The organism is Planktotalea sp. (genome assembly GCF_965659345.1).
GTDB lineage: Bacteria > Pseudomonadota > Alphaproteobacteria > Rhodobacterales > Rhodobacteraceae > Planktotalea.
This window is the reverse complement of the sequence record NZ_CBFHVK010000002.1, coordinates 163139-181507: the sequence shown is the minus strand read 5'-3', so window position 1 is coordinate 181507 and position 18369 is coordinate 163139. Positions and strand designations below refer to the sequence as shown.

General features: G+C 52.4%; 14 protein-coding genes. 9 read left to right on the top strand and 5 right to left on the bottom strand.

The window, feature by feature from the left end; all coding sequences use genetic code 11:
* The first annotated feature begins 11 nt into the window (after positions 1-11).
* The 9 genes from ACTG3Z_RS02280 to pdeM all read left to right on the top strand — a co-directional run bounded on the left by ACTG3Z_RS02280 (position 12) and on the right by pdeM (position 9978).
* The gene (locus tag ACTG3Z_RS02280; RefSeq protein WP_439141025.1) at positions 12-1463 is read left to right on the top strand and encodes a CpaF family protein; all 1452 of its coding nucleotides are present in this window, start codon (positions 12-14) and stop codon (positions 1461-1463) included.
* A gap of 4 nt (positions 1464-1467) precedes the next feature.
* Positions 1468-2436, top strand: coding sequence for a type II secretion system F family protein (locus ACTG3Z_RS02275; RefSeq protein ID WP_439141024.1), 969 nt, complete (start codon positions 1468-1470; stop codon positions 2434-2436).
* A gap of 10 nt (positions 2437-2446) precedes the next feature.
* Entirely contained in the window at positions 2447-3421 is a 975-nt protein-coding gene (locus ACTG3Z_RS02270) for a type II secretion system F family protein (RefSeq protein WP_439141023.1), read from the top strand.
* Between the two features lie 16 nt (positions 3422-3437).
* On the top strand, positions 3438-4025 hold the full coding sequence (locus tag ACTG3Z_RS02265; protein ID WP_439141022.1) for a tetratricopeptide repeat protein: 588 nt from the start codon (positions 3438-3440) through the stop codon (positions 4023-4025).
* A gap of 36 nt (positions 4026-4061) precedes the next feature.
* Complete coding sequence (locus tag ACTG3Z_RS02260) at positions 4062-4910, top strand: tetratricopeptide repeat protein (protein ID WP_439141021.1); 849 nt, start codon at positions 4062-4064, stop codon at positions 4908-4910.
* A gap of 12 nt (positions 4911-4922) precedes the next feature.
* Complete coding sequence (locus ACTG3Z_RS02255; protein WP_439141020.1) at positions 4923-5429, top strand: prepilin peptidase; 507 nt, start codon at positions 4923-4925, stop codon at positions 5427-5429.
* 81 nt (positions 5430-5510) lie between these two features.
* Entirely contained in the window at positions 5511-6818 is a 1308-nt protein-coding gene (locus ACTG3Z_RS02250) for an ATPase (protein ID WP_439141019.1), read from the top strand.
* A 72-nt stretch (positions 6819-6890) separates the two neighbouring features.
* Positions 6891-9296 carry a ligase-associated DNA damage response DEXH box helicase gene (locus ACTG3Z_RS02245; protein ID WP_439141018.1) on the top strand — a complete coding sequence of 802 codons (2406 nt, stop codon included), beginning with the start codon at positions 6891-6893 and terminating at the stop codon, positions 9294-9296.
* Between the two features lie 10 nt (positions 9297-9306).
* Positions 9307-9978 (top strand): ligase-associated DNA damage response endonuclease PdeM, encoded by a 672-nt coding sequence (gene pdeM, locus ACTG3Z_RS02240; protein ID WP_439141017.1) that lies wholly within the window; start codon positions 9307-9309, stop codon positions 9976-9978.
* Positions 9979-9987: 9 nt separating this feature from the next.
* Here pdeM and ACTG3Z_RS02235 read toward each other — a convergent pair whose 3' ends face one another.
* From ACTG3Z_RS02235 to ACTG3Z_RS02215, 5 genes are all read right to left on the bottom strand, one after another.
* Positions 9988-10881 (bottom strand): LytTR family DNA-binding domain-containing protein, encoded by an 894-nt coding sequence (locus tag ACTG3Z_RS02235; RefSeq protein ID WP_439141016.1) that lies wholly within the window; start codon positions 10879-10881, stop codon positions 9988-9990.
* Between the two features lie 210 nt (positions 10882-11091).
* A complete protein-coding gene (folD, locus tag ACTG3Z_RS02230) occupies positions 11092-11982 on the bottom strand; it encodes a bifunctional methylenetetrahydrofolate dehydrogenase/methenyltetrahydrofolate cyclohydrolase FolD (protein WP_439141015.1) in 891 nt (296 codons plus the stop codon).
* Between the two features lie 114 nt (positions 11983-12096).
* Positions 12097-13773, bottom strand: a complete 1677-nt coding sequence (locus tag ACTG3Z_RS02225) for a formate--tetrahydrofolate ligase (RefSeq protein WP_439141014.1) — start codon at positions 13771-13773, stop codon at positions 12097-12099.
* A gap of 32 nt (positions 13774-13805) precedes the next feature.
* Positions 13806-16583 (bottom strand): formate dehydrogenase subunit alpha, encoded by a 2778-nt coding sequence (gene fdhF, locus ACTG3Z_RS02220; protein ID WP_439141013.1) that lies wholly within the window; start codon positions 16581-16583, stop codon positions 13806-13808.
* A gap of 3 nt (positions 16584-16586) precedes the next feature.
* Complete coding sequence (locus tag ACTG3Z_RS02215) at positions 16587-18272, bottom strand: NAD(P)H-dependent oxidoreductase subunit E (protein WP_439141012.1); 1686 nt, start codon at positions 18270-18272, stop codon at positions 16587-16589.
* Positions 18273-18369: the final 97 nt, after the last annotated feature.

The following is an 18369-nucleotide window of genomic DNA, read 5'->3' as shown; positions in this document are numbered from 1 at the left end:
GTACCACGGGGATGTTTTCCAGATACAAAAAGTCTGATGCTCCAGCACCGGCAGCCGCGATTGAAGCCGCGTCAGCCACGCCTGTTGCTAATATCGAAGCTATGGAACCCGCAGCGGCGGTATCTATGCGCCGTCCGGCGCAGACTGTGCCAGCGAAAAGTGCCACGGCTGACAAGGACAAAAAGCGCAAAGAACGCTTGAGCGAGATCAAGCTAGAGCTGCACCGCGAGCTTTTGGACAACCTCAACCTTGCTGCGTTGGAAACCGCGACGGAGCAAGAGCTACGTGCAGAAATCAATGCCATTGCAGCTGAAGTGCTGCAAGAAAAGGGTATCGTTCTCAACCGAGAGGATCGGACCTCGCTCAGCCAGGACCTTTTTGACGAGGTTACGGGCCTTGGGCTCCTTGAGACGTTGCTCAAAGACGATGACGTAAACGATATTCTCGTGAACGGTCCGCAGCAGGTCTTCGTTGAAAAACATGGTAAGCTCACGCTCAGCGATGTGACTTTCAAAGATGAAAAGCACCTTTTGCGCATCATCGACAAAATCGTTTCCGCTGTGGGTCGTCGCGTCGACGAAAGCAACCCTTATGTTGACGCTCGCTTGAAAGACGGCTCGCGTTTCAACGCAATGGTTCCCCCTGTTGCGGTTGATGGATCACTGGTTTCCATTCGTAAGTTTAAGAAAGACAAGCTTGGAATTGACGATCTCGTAGATTTTGGAGCGTTTTCTGAAGAAATGGCTGCATATCTGCAAGCTGCTGTCGCGACGCGCCTGAATGTTATCGTTTCGGGCGGTACCGGTTCTGGTAAAACGACGACGCTGAACGCGCTGAGTTCTTTCATCGACAACGCCGAACGTATCCTGACCATCGAGGACACCGCGGAACTTCAACTTCAACAGACCCACGTTGGTCGGATGGAAAGCCGTCCGCCAAACGTTGAAGGCAAAGGCGAAGTTTCACCGCGCGACTGTCTAAAAAACGCCCTTCGTATGCGACCAGATCGCATCATCGTGGGTGAGACGCGTGGCGAAGAAGTGATCGACATGCTTCAGGCGATGAACACGGGTCACGATGGATCAATGACCACGATCCACGCCAACTCTGCGCGCGATGGTGTGTCACGTTTGGAGAACATGATTGCGATGTCGGGTATTGAGATGCCCCTCAAAGCGATGCGTAGCCAGATTTCATCGGCTGTAAACCTGATTGTTCAGGCATCGCGCCTTCAAGACGGCTCGCGCCGCATGACGTCGATCACAGAAATCACCGGCATGGAGGGAGAAGTTATCTCTATGCAGGAATTGTTTAGGTTTCAGCGTGTAGGCCTGACACCAGAGAACAAAATTATCGGTCACTTCACCGCAACGGGCGTGCGTAGCCACTATGCCGAGCGCTTTCGTATGTGGGGTTATGATCTACCAACCAGCATCTACGAGCCAACAAAGTTAGACGGATAAACTCATGAGCCTTACAGCTGAACCAATTATCTACGCGCTTGTTTTTATTGGCGTTCTTGTGCTTGTTGAGGGCGTGTACCTCACAATGTTTGGTCGTTCGATCTCGCTAAACAACCGCGTGAACCGTCGTTTGGAAATGCTTGAAAAAGGCGGCAATCGCGAAGAAGTGCTGGAAAAACTCCGCAAGGAGATGAACCAACACATCCGTGGACGTTCGATCCCCCTTTATTCAATGCTTGCTGACAAGGCGAACAAAGCTGCAATCGCGTTTACGCCACAGCAATTGATGGGGATCATGGGCGCTTTATGTGTCTTCGCGTTTCTTGGATTGACGATTGGAACGCAAACCAGCGTACCTGTGCGCATAATTGCTTCTATCGGCATTGGCGTTGGCGGCGTGTTCATGTGGATCAGTCACAAAGCCAAAAAACGCATGTCTATGTTGGAAGAACAACTCCCTGATGCAGTCGAACTGATGGTGCGCTCTTTGCGCGTCGGTCACCCGTTCTCGTCCGCGGTGCAGATCGTTGCTAAAGAAGTACAAGATCCACTTGCCTCTGAAATGGGTGTGATTGCTGATGAATCCGCTTATGGACGTGATGTGGGTGAAGCTTTGAAATCCATGGCCGAGCGCTTGGACAATCAAGACCTTCGTTTCCTCGCAGTTGCGGTTACAATCCAACAGCAATCAGGTGGTAACTTGGCCGAAATCCTCGCAGGCTTGGCTCAGGTCATTCGCGCACGCTTCCGTCTTTTCCGCCGCGTGAAAGCGATAACAGCTGAAGCGCAATGGTCTGGCAAATTCCTGTCCAGCTTCCCGCTTATGGCGCTGGTTGTGATCAACGTGGGTGACCCGAACTACTATGACCCGGTGCTGGATCATGAATGGTTCATTCCCGCTTGCTTCCTTGTTGCCGGTTTCTTGGGCGTCAACCTGATCGTCATGCGCATGCTCGTTAATATTAAGGTTTAGGATCAAACTCATGGAATTTTTCAACAACTTCATGGATATGATGTTCGCCACCTTCGGGCCGAACGCCCAGCTGGTCCTACTCGCGGTGCTTGGCGGCTTACTGTTGCTTCTTGCCCTGCCCTTCATCATGTCCAAAGAAGAAGATCCGCTCGAAAAGCTAAAGGCCCAAGCACAAGGCAAGGCCAGCAGCGGTGACGATCGTCAGCGCTTGCGCACCGCAAAGGGCAATAAGCAGCTTGGCAAATACGCAGCCTTGCTTGAGCCTAAAAGCGAGGAAGAATACTCTGCGATCCGTCTCAAATTGATCCAAGCGGGTTACCGCGACAAAGATGCTGTGCGCTTGTTTCACTTTATGCAAATGGCGCTTGGTGTTTCATTCTTGGTGATCGGTTTGTTGTATTACACGTTTGTAATCAGCGGCGAAAACGCAACGACGCAACAGATGCTCATGTATGTACTTGGCCCCGGTGGTGCTGGATATTTCTTACCAAAATACTGGATCACACGCCGGATCGATACGCGTAAAGAGCAGATTGAGGGCGGTTTTCCAGATAGCCTCGATATGATGTTGGTCTGCGTAGAAGCGGGCCAATCACTTGATCAATCTATCGTACGTGTTGCAAATGAGCTACATCACTCCTACCCGTTTTTGGCGGATGAGTTCGAGATCGTCGCGCAGGAAATGAAGGCCGGAAAAGACAAGATCGCCGTCCTGAATGACATGTCTGAACGCTGTGGTGTACAAGACGTTGCCAGCTTCGTGACCGTTTTGATCCAGTCGACCAGTTTTGGTACCTCTATCGCTGAAGCTTTGCGCGTTTATGCGGGGGAAATGCGTGACAAACGCGTGATGCGTGCAGAAGAGAAAGCAAACAAGTTGCCAACCAAGATGACACTTGCCACAATGATGTTAACCGTGCCGCCACTGTTGATCATCCTTGTAGGACCTTCGGTCGTCGGCATTACAGAACTGGGCAATATGTAAGAGTAGGCAATTCCACATGGCGCAAACGCGTAGGGCAACGCCCCTGCTTTGCCTAAGTTTAAGCTTTGCTTTAGCCGCTTGTTCGTCAGGCGGCTTTGGCACGTCATTGAGTACGCCCTCGAAAGACTCGCCATTCGCGCCTGCGGTCAAACGCAATGCGCAAGGTGAAGACCCGTTGATTGTTGGACATCGACTTTCATCTGCAGGCGAACATGAATTGGCCCTCAAGTCGTTTCGTTTAGCCGCCGCCGATCAAGGGTTAACTACAGAAATCATCTCTGCAATGGCGTCTGTCAACCTCGGACTAGGGCGTTTGGGACAAGCTGAAACGCTGCTGCGCCGCGCGACTAATGCGGATGATGCGACACCAGAGGACTATAATAACTTGGGTGTTGTTCTGATGGAACGTGGAAAAACAGCTGAGGCAACACAAGTTTTCAAAAAAGCCTTCGCGCTTGATGATGGCAGAAGTGACTCAATCCGTCAGAATTTAACAATTGCGCTCGCAAAATTAGAAAATGTTGATTATGGTGAGCAGCAAGAACAAGACTACAAATTGGTGCGGCGGGGGACGAGTGACTTCTTAATCCGTAAGACACCATGACGAACAGAGGCAAGAGCAGTATAAGGACGCAAAAAAATGCGCCATCCTTTCCTTTTTTCGCTATGCATGTTTGGAGTCGTTGCAACAGCAGCGTGTGACAAACCAAATAGCGGGAGCGTGGAACGTTCAATTGCGGGTGTAAACGTAATTGACGAAACCAATTTGAACGACGTCATGTTGACGGTCGCTGATCCTAACGAGTCCGTCTCTTATTTTCAGCGCGCCGTCTCCGATGACCCTGATCGCATTGATCATTTGCGCGGCCTAGCCAGCTCACTTGTGAGAGCAAAACGCTCAACCGAAGCAGTTGGCGCATGGCAACAAGTCACCAGACACCCTGACGCAACAGACATTGACCGCGTTGATCTGGCAGATGCCAACATCCGCGCGAATAACTGGAAAGAGGCAGAAGCGGTCCTTGATCGCATCCCGCCAACCCATGAAACATACAAGCGCTACCGCCTTGAAGCGATGATTGCGGATAGCAATCGTGAGTGGAAAAAAGCTGACAGCTTTTATGAAACTGCAGCAGGTATGACCACGAAACCTGCGGGCGTTATGAACAACTGGGGTTATTCCAAGCTGACGCGCGGTGAGTTTAAATCAGCAGAGCGCCTTTTTGGCGATGCAATCCGCCAGGATCAAAAGCTCTTTACTGCAAAGAACAACCTGGTCCTCGCGCGAGGCGCGCAGCGCAATTACGAGCTTCCCGTCATCCCAATGGATCAAACAGAGCGCGCTCAGTTGCTTCACACCCTTGGTCTTTCGGCCGTAAAGCAAGGTGATGTTGAGACTGCAAAAGGCCTGCTGCGCGATGCCATCGAAACGCATCCACAACACTTTGAGGCCGCTGTGCGTTCTTTGCGCGCGCTAGAAGTGAACTAAGGACGCCAGATAATGATGCTAGAACTCAGCAACTCGGCGGTCTTTGCGCTTTGGTCTTTGCCTTTCATTCTCCCGCTTTGCTTTATCGTTGCGTGGTCAGACATGCGCGCAATGCGCATCCCGAATTGGTGCGTTTTGGCGATGTTCGCTACTTATATTGTTATCGGCATATTCACCCTACCCTTCACAATGTTTCTTTGGGGCTTCGTCAGCTTAATCGTCGTTTTGCTTGCCGGATTTGTTATGAACGCTGTTGGCATGATAGGCGCAGGTGATGCGAAATTTGCAGCAGCTGCAGCGCCTTTCATTCATTTGGGCGATACACGTTTTTTCGTTGCCCTTTTTGCGGCTAATATCGTCGCGGCATTGGTGACACACCGCCTGACCGCGAAGACAAAGATGACCGAACTTGCGCCCAAATGGGACAGCTGGGAACGCATGTGGGAATTTCCTATGGGATTGTCCCTAGGCGGCACCTTAGCGATCTATTTGATTTTAAGCGCACTCTTAGGAGCCTAAAGCAGGCCCCTTACACGCCACAATTTGCCCAAACTCGGTTGATAGCTTGAGCCCAATTCAAGTATTCAATGGGGCTTCAAGATGAACATGCAAACCAGCGCCGTGATGGCACCGCCGCCACCCAAGGGCTTGCAGCAGATGAAGCTTTCTGTCGTCATGATGCGCGACATTATGCTGAAAACGATGTTTCGCAAGAACGTCGACACTGCTTCGGAAGTTGCACGCGCAATTTGTCTGCCCCTTCAAGTAACGCAAGAGCTGATCGACCTCGCTCGCGAGCAAAAACTGCTTGAGGCAACAGGCACGCTCAACGCCAATAATGGCGGCGAAATGGGTTTCCAGCTGACCGATGCAGGCAAAGCGCGCACAATGGATGCGCTTCAGCAATCCGAGTATTTTGGTGCCATGCCCGTACCTTTGGATGTCTATCGCGAGCAAGTAAAGAGACAATCAATCCGCAATATCATGATCACACGCGGTCAATTGACCGATGCCATGGGGCACTTGATCCTGCCTGACGATCTGCTTGGCAATCTTGGACCTGCGGTCAGTTCGGGCCGCTCAATTCTCATGTATGGCCCGCCCGGAAACGGTAAGTCTTCGATCTCAAATGGTATTCGCGACGCACTGGGGGACAAGATTTATGTGCCGCGGGCTATTGAATATGCTGGCCAAGTTATCACCGTTTACGATCCGATTGTGCATAGTGCTGTTGAAGCACAGGTAGACGATCCAAACCAGCTGCGCCGCAAAACCGCTTTCGACACACGCTATGTTAAATGTCAGCGACCCACGGTTATCACTGGCGGTGAGTTGTCACTCGACATGCTCGATCTTGTTTACAACCCGACTGCGCGCACCTATCAGGCACCGCTGCAGCTCAAATCTACAGGTGGTATTTTCATTGTGGACGACCTTGGCCGACAAGCTGAACCTCCGCAATCACTGGTCAACCGCTGGATTGTTCCACTGGAAGAAAGCAAAGATATTCTTGCTCTACAATCAGGTGAAAAATTCGAGGTCCCCTTTGATACGCTGGTAATTTTTTCGACTAACTTCCACCCGAATGAGATTTTTGACCAAGCTGCCTTGCGCCGTATTTTCTACAAGATCAAAATTGATGGTCCGTCTCAGGAAAACTTCCTTAAGATTTTTGCATTGGTCGCAAATAAGAAGGGGATCCCGTTGACTGAAGATGCGTTGATCCATCTTTTGCAAACGAAATACCCGACGATTGATAATGTTTATGCGAACTATCAACCCGTTTTCTTGATAGATCAGATGATTGCCATTTGTGAGTTTGAAGGGATCCCAAACCAAATGTCGCCTGAATTAATTGATCGCGCATGGGCCAATATGTTTGTCAAAGACGAAGTCATTGTGAAGTAAACAAAACCCGTTTTGCAACGCGCAAAGTGCGACGTGGCTTGCACTTTGCTTTGAACGCGATATGTCCAAAGGATGAAGCCTGTTCACCCTTTGATCTCAGATTGGTTTGTCAAACAAGGATGGTCGATCCATCCGCATCAACAAGACATGCTTGATCGCGCGAATGACCCTGCAACTTTGCTCATCGCGCCGACAGGCGGCGGGAAAACCATGGCGGGTTTTTTACCAACGCTGAACGAACTCGCAGACGCTTCTCACGAAGGTCTACACACGCTCTACGTTTCGCCCCTCAAAGCGTTAGCCTCTGATATTAAGAGAAATTTGCGCCGTCCCGTTGATGAAATCGACCTACCAATCAGGATTGAAGACCGCACGGGCGACACCTCTGCGAGTCGTAAAAAGCGTCAACGCGCCGACCCGCCGCACATCCTTTTGACGACGCCCGAAAGTCTCGCGCTCCTAACATCTTACGAAGACGCGCCACGGATGTTCAAAGGGCTCAAGCGGATCGTGATTGATGAAATTCATGCGCTCGCGGACAGCAAACGCGGCGATCAGCTGATGCTTGCGCTAAGCGCGATCCAAAACATGTGCGAAGATCTGCGCCGCGTAGGGCTCTCCGCAACTGTTGAGGACCCTGCGGCCATCGCACATTTCCTCGCGCGTCATCCCGACCCTTGCGACATCGTGCTCGCCGATCCAGGTCCTGATCCAGACATTTCCATGCTGAATATTGCCGAGCCTCCCCCCTGGGCGGGTGGCGGTGCAGCCTATGCCATTCCCGCAGTGCTGGAGCAAATCAAGCAACATAAAACGACGCTTATTTTTCACAATACACGTGCGCAGGCCGAAATCTTCTTTCACAATCTCTGGCTCGCCAATGAAGACAGTTTACCAATCGGTATTCATCACGGCTCGCTCGATAGGGTGCAACGCGAACGGGTTGAAGCAGCAATGGTGCGGGGAGATCTTGCAGCGATTGTGTGCACGGGCTCGCTCGATCTTGGGATTGATTGGGGCGATGTGGATTTGGTTATTCAAATCGGCGCGCCAAAGAACGTGAAGCGCCTCGTGCAACGAATTGGGCGTGCCAACCACCGTTATAACGCCCCCTCGAAGGCGCTGCTGGTGCCAGCAAATCGCTTCGAGGTCGTGGAATGCGTCGCGGCTTTGCAAGCTGTTAAAGAACATGAACTTGATGGCGATCCACGCGGTCACGGGCCCTTAGATGTGCTGTGCCAACACATCCTGATCCGTGCCTGCGCGGGCCCGATTGACCCCAGTGCGCTTTACCATGAAATCAAAAGCGTCGGTGCTTACAGCATGGTTACCCGTGCGCAGTTTGATGACTGTTTCGATTTCTGTGCAACCGGCGGCTATGCCTTGCGCGCCTATGATCGATGGAAGCGACTGCAAGAACGCAGCGATGGAACTTGGGCGCTACGCGACCCGCGCGCGGCGCAACGTATTCGCATGAACATAGGGACGATCCAAGATACTGATACGCTCAAAGTACGTTTGCAAAAAAGTCGCGGCGGCAAACCCTTGGGCGAAATAGAAGAAGGTTTTGCATCCACGCTTACGCAGGGCGATACCTTTCTGATCGGAGGCCAAGTCGTACGCTATGAAGGCCTGCGCGAAATGACAGTCGAAGTGACACGCCGCGCTGACAAGAAGCCCAAAGTGGCGACCTTTGGCGGGACGAAGTTCGCCACTTCGACACAACTGAGCCAACGCATATTACGCATGTTTCAGCAAGACGAATGGCCTGATCTTCCAGCACATACCGCTGATTGGCTGACACTTCAAAAAGGTGTCAGTATCCTTCCACGCCCAGGTCGCCTGTTGATCGAGAGCTTCCCGCATGAGCATCGCAGTCATACAGTTGTATATGGATTTGCAGGCCGGAACGCACAACAAACCTTGGGCCTTCTTTTGTCCAAGCGCATGGAGGAGCTGGGCTATGATCCTCTTGGTTTTGTCGCCACGGATCACGCAACGCTTTTTTGGGGTTTGAGTCCGATTAAGGACCCCGATGCGCTCATGGATCCGAAAACAATCGAGCAAGGTGTTGAACACTGGCTCGCCGGTAATGCATTGATCAAACGCACATTTCGCGCATCTGCAACGATTTCCGGCTTGATTGAGCGCAACCTTCCGTCGCAACGAAAGAACGGGCGGCAGGCAACCTTCAGCTCTGACATTCTCTACGACACGCTGCACAAATATGACCCCGACCACCTGCTCCTACTCATCACCAAACAAGAAGCGCTCAGCGGTCTCGTTGATTTTGGACGCATTCGTTTGATGTTAGAGCAAACCCGCGGGCGCATAGATTTCATGACACTTCCGCGGGTCACCCCACTAGCAGCGCCGATGTTTCTAGAAATGGGCCGTATTCCTATCAAAGGTGCTGCGGAGGAACGTCTTCTCGCTGCTGAAACCGCCGCACTGATGAGTGCTGCGGGATTGTCATAGGGACCGCAAGATGAGCCATTACGCGTTTTCTTTTAAGGGTGAAACTCTTCATGCGCTGCCCTCTGGCGCGCTCTTTTGGCCTGCGCAAAACTTGTTGTGCGTTTCGGATTTACACTTTGGCAAAGCGCAGCGATTTGCGCTGCAAGGCGGTGGAGCACTCCCCCCCTACGAGGTGCATGATACGTTAATGCGTTTGGATCATGACATCACAACACAAGCCGCAACGACGGTGGTATGTCTCGGTGACAGTTTTGATCGTCTGGGGGCGAGCGTTGATCTTGAGCCCGCTGCACGCGACTGGATTATACGGCTGCAAGCAGGACGAAAGTGGATCTGGATTGAGGGCAATCACGATCCTGGACCTGTCGATTTAGGGGGCACCCACTTAGCTGAATATTCCTGCGATAACCTTGTGTTTCGCCACATCGCACTGGGCGAGGCAGCACAGAGCGGTGAAATTTCGGGCCATTATCATCCCAAGATGACCTTGAATTTAAAGGGACGTTCACTCACGCGAAAATGCTTTGCAATAGATCAAGGTCGTCTGATCATGCCTGCGTTCGGAACCTATACAGGCGGCTTGAGTGTCCGCTCTGAACCACTAACAACACTGCTGAGCAATCATGCCATCGCAGTGCTCACCGGTGACAGTGCCCTCCCCGTTCCAATCAACGCGGGTTAAGGCCCTTGGTTACGCAATATCCAACGTTGGAATGCCGAATTTTTCGACTTTAGACATATTGGTTTTACTCACTGGAATTTGGCTATCATTCTCTAGCAACACATATGGTTTTTTAGCATCGGGAACCCAACCACGTATTGCATCACGATGAACCCAATGTGAGCGATGGACCGTCACACCGTATGTGCCATCAAGTTCATCCACGGCGTCCAGAAATCTCATTCGCGTCTGATACGTTTCCGAACACGTCTGAACCTCTACAAAATGGCCTTTTGCCGTAATATGGATGATGCGAGAGCTTTGCGGAATATTAAGCCGCTTCGCCAAACGCGAATGCGCTGGCAAAGAGGCAGGAGCCAAATCGACGATCGGTGCGACAATTTCTTGCGTCTTTTCATCTTCCTGCAAGAAGAAAACAAAGTGTATGAATAACATGAAAGCTACACTTAAGAACACGTAAAGAGTCAGCATCCAAAACCCAGGAATCTCTGCCTCGTCCCCTCCCAATATACTGATCAATATAAAGTTGATCAAAGTCGCTATGATTGGCGCGCAAATTAGAACAAAAGTAATTTTTTGTGCGAATTCGGACAACTTGGCAAAGAAAGCGGTACAAATTTCATGTACGATATAAACAGCAATCGTAGACATGCCCAACAAGATCGACCATGTTAGAAAAAGCTCATAAACGGTGTTGCTGCGATAAGTTCCGAAAGGTCCACTAAAAGCCGCGACAACTGAACACGCGAACCAAATCAAAAGCGTTTTGGGCTGCAAAGCGCCCACAACACCATACATTATAGCGTTTCGTAGTATTTTGAAAAAACTGGGTTTTAAATGGTCTTCTAGGTCCAATACTTCAGTTCCTTGCTCTGCTCTGTCTCCCAATTTTGCTTGTAACAAAAGTGTGTTACATGGGAATTACAGAAAGTATTCCCCTTTGCTGTATTATCAATCATTTAGAAATGTCCCAATGAAGACTATTTCCATATTGATACACGAGTATTTGAACAGCTTTCCGATCCAATGTCATCCTGATCTTGCGACGTAATGCAAGAAAGGCTGCGCAGTGAACTGCACAGCCCTTGAATTCAGTTAGCTGGTTAGGTGGTATCAGGCGGTCAAACCGTCAGGCTCTGCCAAACCGTTCGCACGGCAACACGCCGTGACCGTATTGGCCAACAAGCAAGCAATGGTCATGGGACCAACGCCGCCTGGAACAGGCGTAATTGCGCCTGCTACTGCTGAGCATGATGCGAAATCAACATCACCAACAAGCTTGTTTTTCCCATCACGTTCGATGCGGTTGATACCAACGTCGATAACCGTCGCACCCTTTTTGATCCAATCACCTGGTACCATCTCAGGGCGTCCAACCGCGGCAACAACGATGTCCGCACGACCGACGACTTCGGGCAGGTCTTTGGTACGCGAATGTGCGATTGTGACTGTGCAGCTATCGCCAAGCAAAAGCTGCGCCATCGGCTTTCCGACAATGTTTGAACGCCCAATCACCACCGCGTTCATTCCAGAAAGTGAACCATGATAGTCACGTAACATCATCAGGCAGCCAAGCGGTGTGCAAGGCACCATGCTTTTCTGACCCGTGCCAAGCAGACCCACGTTTGAGATGTGGAAACCATCCACGTCTTTGGCTGGGTTGATCGAATTGATCACCAGATCTTCATCAAGATGTTTGGGCAAAGGCAATTGAACCAAAATGCCATGAATAGTGTCATCATTGTTCAACTCATCAATAAGCGCGAGCAAGTCGGCCTCTGACGTCGCTTCATCAAGCTTATGTTCGACACTTTTCATGCCGACTTCGTTTGTCATTTTGCCCTTAGAACGCACATAAACCTGCGACGCAGGATCTTCACCGACCAGGACCACCGCAAGGCCTGGCGTGATACCGTGTTCCGCCTTTAGAGTCGTGACATGTTCAGCCACTTGGCCGCGAACTTTGGCAGCAAATGCTTTGCCATCTATAATTTGTGCGCTCATGGTTGCATCCTTTTTTAGTTCCTTAAGTACCTAAGTGGGGGTGCGTGCAAAAGCACGGCACCTTACAAACTAAACGCCCGTAAGGTGCGTGAAATCACGCACCGCCCTTTTTGCTTAGAACAAGCCTTCGATCTGACCGTCGTCATTTAGGTGGATATTCTCAGCAGACGGCACGCGTGGCAGGCCCGGCATCGTCATGATCTCACCGCAAACAACCACAACAAATCCCGCACCCGCTGACAAGCGCACTTCACGCACAGGGACAGAGTGACCCGTAGGTGCCCCGCGCAAAGATGGATCTGTCGAGAAGCTGTATTGCGTTTTCGCCATACAAATCGGCAGGTTACCGTAGCCCTGCTCTTCCCAAAGCTTCAATTGATCGCGAATTTTCGTGTCCGCAATAACATCATCCGCGTGGTAGATTTTCTTCGCAATCGCTTCGATCTTGGACATCAATGGCATGTCATCTTCGTAGATCGGTGCGAAATTGGATGCACCGCTTTCTGCAATCTCTGCAACGCGCGTTGCCAAGTCAGCAGAGCCTTCAGAACCAAGCTCCCAATGACGCGACAGGATCGCCTCAGAGCCTTGCGTTGCAACGTAATCCTTAACCGCCTGCACTTCTGCGTCGGTGTCCGTGACGAAGTGGTTTATCGCAACAACGACAGGTACGCCAAAGGACTTGAGGTTGCCAATGTGACGCCCCAAGTTCGCGCAGCCCTCTTTGACGGCGTCCACATTCTCTGCACCAAGGTCAGCTTTTGCAACGCCGCCATTCATTTTCATCGCGCGCACAGTCGCAACCAAGACAACGCAATCAGGTGACAAGCCAGCTTTGCGGCATTTGATGTTCATGAATTTCTCAGCACCAAGATCAGCACCGAAACCCGCCTCTGTCACAACGAAGTCAGCAATCTTAAGCGCTGTTGTTGTCGCAATCACAGAGTTACAGCCATGCGCGATGTTGGCGAATGGGCCACCGTGCACAAAAGCAGGGTTGTTTTCAAGCGTCTGCACAAGGTTCGGCTGCATCGCATCTTTCAGCAACACAGTCATCGCACCTTCTGCTTTGATATCGCGGCAGAACACAGGGCTGCGGTCACGACGATATGCAACGATCATGTCGCCCAAACGCTTCTCAAGATCCTTAAGATCTTTTGCGAGGCACAAGATCGCCATGACTTCGGACGCAACAGTGATGTCAAAGCCTGCTTCGCGCGGGAAGCCGTTCGCAACACCGCCCAAAGACGCTGTGATCTGACGCAAGGCACGATCATTCATATCGACGACGCGCTTCCACTGCACACGGCGAATGTCGATGTCGCACTCATTGCCCCAATAGATGTGATTGTCGAGCATCGCGGAGAGCAAAGAGTGCGCAGATGTAATCGCGTGGAAGTCACCTGTGAAGTGCAGGTTCATGTCTTCCATCGGTACGACCTGAGCGTAACCACCGCCCGCAGCGCCGCCCTTCATGCCGAAGTTTGGCCCAAGGGAGGCTTCGCGAATACAGACAGCCGCCTTTTTTCCGATACGGTTCAAGCCATCGCCAAGACCAACTGTTGTTGTCGTCTTACCCTCACCCGCTGGTGTTGGGTTGATCGCAGTCACAAGGATCAGCTTACCGTTCTTATTGCCTTGAACACCATTGATGAATTCCTGAGACACCTTCGCTTTGTCATGGCCGTATGGCAGCAAGTCTTTGCTTTCGATGCCAAGCTTCGCGCCGATTTCTTGGATTTGCTTTTTATCGGCTTCACGCGCGATTTCGATGTCTGATTTATATCCCATGGGTCTTACTTCCTGTTGAAAATTGGGGCTGCTTATTCCGCAGCGATTGTTTGAACGGCCTCGACGCGCACCGCCGAGAATTTGAATTCGGGGATTTTCCCGTATGGATCGATGGCTGGATTGGTTAGCACATTGGCCGCTGCTTCAACGTACGCGAATGGCACGAACACCATATCCTCAGAAACCGCGCGATCTGCGCGCGCCATGATATCGATAGAGCCACGGCGCGTTGTCAGGCGCACCATGCCTCCCGGCTCAACGCCCAAAGCGCGCAGCGTTTTGGGATGGAGCGAGCAGTTCGCCTCAGGCTCGACCGCGTCCAGAACCATAGCACGGCGGGTCATTGACCCTGTGTGCCAATGTTCCAGTTGACGCCCCGTGGTCATAATCATCGGGTATTCCGTATCCGGCGCTTCGTCCGGAGCAATCACAGCCGCAGGCGTAAAGCGCGCACGCCCATCCGCACGCGGGAAGCCATCGCCGAACACAACAGCCTGACCAGGGTCCGTCGGGCTAAGGGACGGATACGTCACAGTTTCTGTCTTAAGACGGTCCCACGTGATGTTGTCGAGCGATTTCATCACTTGCTTCATTTCTGCAAAGACTTGGCTTGCGTCAGTGTAGTCCCAATCGAGACCCAAACGCTGCGCAAGCTCCACAGTGATTGCCCAGTCTTCACGTGCTTGACCGGGTGGCGTCACCGCAGGGCGCACGCGCTGAACTTGGCGATTGGTGTTGGAAACGGTACCGTTCTTTTCATAAAGCGCTGAGGCAGGCAGTATCACATCCGCGAAACAGGCGGTCTCGGTGAGGAAGATGTCCTGCACGACCAGGTGCTCCAGTTTCGCAAACGCGTCGCGCGCGTGCTCCACATCAGGGTCAGACATGGCTGGGTTTTCGCCCTGAATATACATCCCCTTGATGTTGCCCGCATAAGCCTGATCCACAATTTCCGTAACCGTCAAACCACGTTTGTTCGACCAATCCTCATCACGGCCCCAGACGCCAAAGATATCCTCACGCACTGCATCATCCTCGACAGAGCGATAATCAGGCACAAACATCGGCACGAGACCTGCATCAGACGCCCCCTGCACGTTGTTCTGACCGCGCAGCGGATGCAGGCCAGCGCCCTTACGACCCACTTGTCCGGTCATCAGCGCAAGCGAGATCAAGCAACGCGAGTTATCCGTGCCGTGGATATGCTGGCTGACACCCATACCCCAGAAGATCATGCCCGCCTTGGCACCCGCAAAGGTGCGCGCAACATCGCGGATCACATCGGGCGCAATGCCACAAATCGGTTCCATCGCTTCGGGTGTGAAGGCCTTAAGGTGCTCCTTCTCAGCTTCCCAATTTTCGGTGTAAGCGTCGATATACTGTTGATCGTAGAGCCCTTCTTCAACGATCACATGCATGATCGCGTTGAGCATGCTCACATCTGCGCCGGGGCGGAATTGCAGCATATGACTTGCGTGTCGCTTAAGCCCCTGCCTGCGCGGATCCATCACAATCAGCTTGCCGCCGCGTTTGGTGAACTGCTTGAAATAGGTCGCCGCAACTGGGTGGTTTTCCACAGGGTTCGCACCAATGACGATAGCCACATCGGAGTTTTCAATCTCATTGAACGTCGCCGTCACTGCGCCAGATCCGACGTTTTCAATCAGCGCCGCAACGGAGGATGCATGGCACAAACGCGTGCAGTGATCGACATTGTTATGCTGAAAGCCTTGGCGGATCAGCTTCTGGAACAAATACGCCTCTTCGTTAGTGCATTTGGCGCTACCAAAGCCTGCAACCGACTGACCGCCATGCGCTTGGCGAAGCTTGGCGAGGCCACCAGCGGCATGTGCCATCGCCTCTTCCCAACTCGCTTCGCGGAAGTGCGTCAGCACATCGCCCGGATCGACGTTTAGCCCCTTCGCAGGCGCATCATCGCGGCGGATCAGCGGTTTGGTCAGGCGGTGCTCGTGATGGATGTAGTCAAAGCCAAAACGACCCTTAACGCACAGACGACCCTCGTTCGCAGGGCCATTGATGCCCTCAACATACTTAACTTTGTTATCTTTGACCTTGAGCGAAACCTTGCAGCCGACACCGCAAAATGGGCACACACTTTCGGTTTCGGTGTCGAAATCAGCGCGATCGCCAACTTGGTTTTCGTCAACCACGGTGGACGGCATCAGAGCGCCCGTTGGGCAGGCCTGCACACATTCACCGCAGGCCACGCAAGTGCTGTCCCCCATCGGATCGGCAAGATCGAAGGTTGGATAAGCGTTCTGTCCACGACCGGACATGCCAATCACATCGTTGACTTGCACTTCGCGACACGCGCGCACGCAAAGACCACATTGGATACAAGCATCAAGGTTCACGGACATCGCAACATGACTATCATCAAGCAGCGGAATGTGACCGTCTTCGAGTTTAGGGAACCGCGAGGCATCAATGCCATTCGCCTCTGCCATATCCCAAAGATGCGCGGATTTATCATGGGCAACATCACGCTCTGGCTGGTCCGCCAAAAGCATCTCGACAACCATCTTGCGCGCACTTGTTGCGCGGTTCGAATTGGTGGTGACAACCATGCCCTCGCTCGCTTCGCGAATACACGAAGCAATCAAAGTACGCTCGCCCTCGACCTCAACCATACAGGCACGGCAATTGCCATCGGGGCGATAACCAGGCTGGGGTTTGTGGCAGAGGTGCGGGATGACAAGGCCACGCCCGTTTGCGACTTCCCAGATGGTAAGCCCCGCGTCCGCTGTGACTTGCTCACCGTCGAGCGTGAATGTTACTTGATCAGACATCAGTTACACCTCATCCGCAAAATGTTTCATCGTCATCCGAATGGGGTTCGGCGCTGCTTGTCCCAAACCACAAATCGACGCATCGCCCATCGCCGTGCAGAGTTCTTCGAGCAGCGGTTGATCCCATTTATCGGCCTGCATCAGCTTGACCGCCTTCTCGCAACCAACACGGCATGGTGTGCATTGACCGCAGCTTTCATCCTCGAAAAAGCGGAGCATGTTTAGGGCTGCACCACGGGCGCTGTCTTGATCTGACAGGATCACAACGGCAGCGGAACCAATGAACGTACCAAGCGGTTGCAGCGTGTCGAAATCCATTGGCACGTCGTTGATAGATGCGGGCAGCAGACCCGCAGAGGGGCCGCCCGGTTGATAGGCTTTGAACGTGTGACCCTCAAGCATGCCACCGGCAGCCTCGATCAAGTCCATGATTGTGGAACCTGCGGGGAGCAGATGCACACCGGGATTATTAACACGGCCAGAGATAGAATATGAGCGCAGACCTTTGCGGCCATTCTTTTCTGTAGAGGACAGAACCTCAGGACCCTCGCGCACAATACGCGTAACCCAAAGCAATGTTTCTACGTTATGCACCAGTGTTGGCTTGTCGAAAATACCAACCTGCGCCACGAAAGGTGGGCGGTGACGGGGCAAACCGCGTTTACCCTCGATGCTTTCGATCATCGCGCTTTCTTCGCCGCAGATATATGCCCCCGCGCCGCGACGCAGATCAATGTAGCCTTTTTCGACAAGGCCAGCCTCTTCAAGCGCTTTGATTTCTTCGGCCAAAATGTGCAGGACAGCAGGATATTCATCGCGCATGTAGATAAAGCAGGTTTCCGCCTCGACCGCCCAAGCGGCTATCAACATGCCTTCAAGAAACAAATGTGGTGTGCGCTCTAAGAAGTAGCGGTCTTTGAATGTGCCGGGTTCGCCCTCATCCCCATTGACGGCCAAATAACGCGCACCTTCATTGGCGCGCACAAAGCCCCACTTTTTGCCAGAAGGGAACCCCGCACCACCAAGTCCGCGAAGACCTGCGCTGAGTACATTTTCCTGAACCTGCTCCCAATCGCCATTCGCGCGCAGCTCTTTCAAAGACGCGTAGCCGCCCGCCGCCTCATAGGCCGCGAAATCCTCATAATCCGGAATATCCGCGTGTGTGTGATTTGCAGAAATCGCAGCGTTCACCTTTTCAGGCGTCGCGTGATCAATGTGGTGGTGGCCCAGCTCAAGCACAGGCGCGGTATCGCAGCGGCCCATGCACGGCGCACGCAATACGCGCACTTCTGAAGCATCCAATCCGCCTTCGAGCGCAGATTTCAAAGCTTGTGCACCTGCAAGTTCGCATGACAATGAATCACACACGCGAATGGTCAAAGCAGGCGGCGGTGTCTCACCTTCTTTCACCACATCGAAATGTGCGTAGAACGTCGCAACCTCGTAAACTTCAGCCATGGACAGGCGCAATTCTTCAGCCAAGGCGCGCAGGTGTGCAGCACTCAAATGCCCAAAAGCATCTTGGATCAAATGCAGGAATTCTATCAACAGATCAGAGCGACGTGGACGATCGCCCAGCAAGGCACGCACTTCATCCCATGCTTGATCCTCTAGCTGGCGACCCTTGGGCGTATGACGGCCCTTACCTTTGCCAGATTTCCAAACGCCTTTGCGATCATCAAGCGCCATCTGCGATCCCTCCAAAGTGGCGCTAAATGCACCGAATCCAATGACTCCTTCCTACGCCATACAGTCGCATACAATCGCTGATTTAAGACACGATTTG

Excerpts from the sequence above, each read along its gene's own strand:
- ACTG3Z_RS02280 (WP_439141025.1), top strand. The coding sequence starts at position 12 with ATGTTTTCCAGATACAAAAAGTCTGATGCTCCAGCACCGGCAGCCGCG.
- ACTG3Z_RS02275 (WP_439141024.1), top strand. The coding sequence starts at position 1,468 with ATGAGCCTTACAGCTGAACCAATTATCTACGCGCTTGTTTTTATTGGC.
- ACTG3Z_RS02270 (WP_439141023.1), top strand. The coding sequence starts at position 2,447 with ATGGAATTTTTCAACAACTTCATGGATATGATGTTCGCCACCTTCGGG.
- ACTG3Z_RS02265 (WP_439141022.1), top strand. The coding sequence starts at position 3,438 with ATGGCGCAAACGCGTAGGGCAACGCCCCTGCTTTGCCTAAGTTTAAGC.
- ACTG3Z_RS02260 (WP_439141021.1), top strand. The coding sequence starts at position 4,062 with ATGCGCCATCCTTTCCTTTTTTCGCTATGCATGTTTGGAGTCGTTGCA.
- ACTG3Z_RS02255 (WP_439141020.1), top strand. The coding sequence starts at position 4,923 with ATGATGCTAGAACTCAGCAACTCGGCGGTCTTTGCGCTTTGGTCTTTG.
- ACTG3Z_RS02250 (WP_439141019.1), top strand. The coding sequence starts at position 5,511 with ATGAACATGCAAACCAGCGCCGTGATGGCACCGCCGCCACCCAAGGGC.
- ACTG3Z_RS02245 (WP_439141018.1), top strand. The coding sequence starts at position 6,891 with ATGAAGCCTGTTCACCCTTTGATCTCAGATTGGTTTGTCAAACAAGGA.
- pdeM (WP_439141017.1), top strand. The coding sequence starts at position 9,307 with ATGAGCCATTACGCGTTTTCTTTTAAGGGTGAAACTCTTCATGCGCTG.
- folD (WP_439141015.1), bottom strand. The coding sequence starts at position 11,982 with ATGAGCGCACAAATTATAGATGGCAAAGCATTTGCTGCCAAAGTTCGC.
- ACTG3Z_RS02225 (WP_439141014.1), bottom strand. The coding sequence starts at position 13,773 with ATGGGATATAAATCAGACATCGAAATCGCGCGTGAAGCCGATAAAAAG.
- fdhF (WP_439141013.1), bottom strand. The coding sequence starts at position 16,583 with ATGTCTGATCAAGTAACATTCACGCTCGACGGTGAGCAAGTCACAGCG.
- ACTG3Z_RS02215 (WP_439141012.1), bottom strand. The coding sequence starts at position 18,272 with ATGGCGCTTGATGATCGCAAAGGCGTTTGGAAATCTGGCAAAGGTAAG.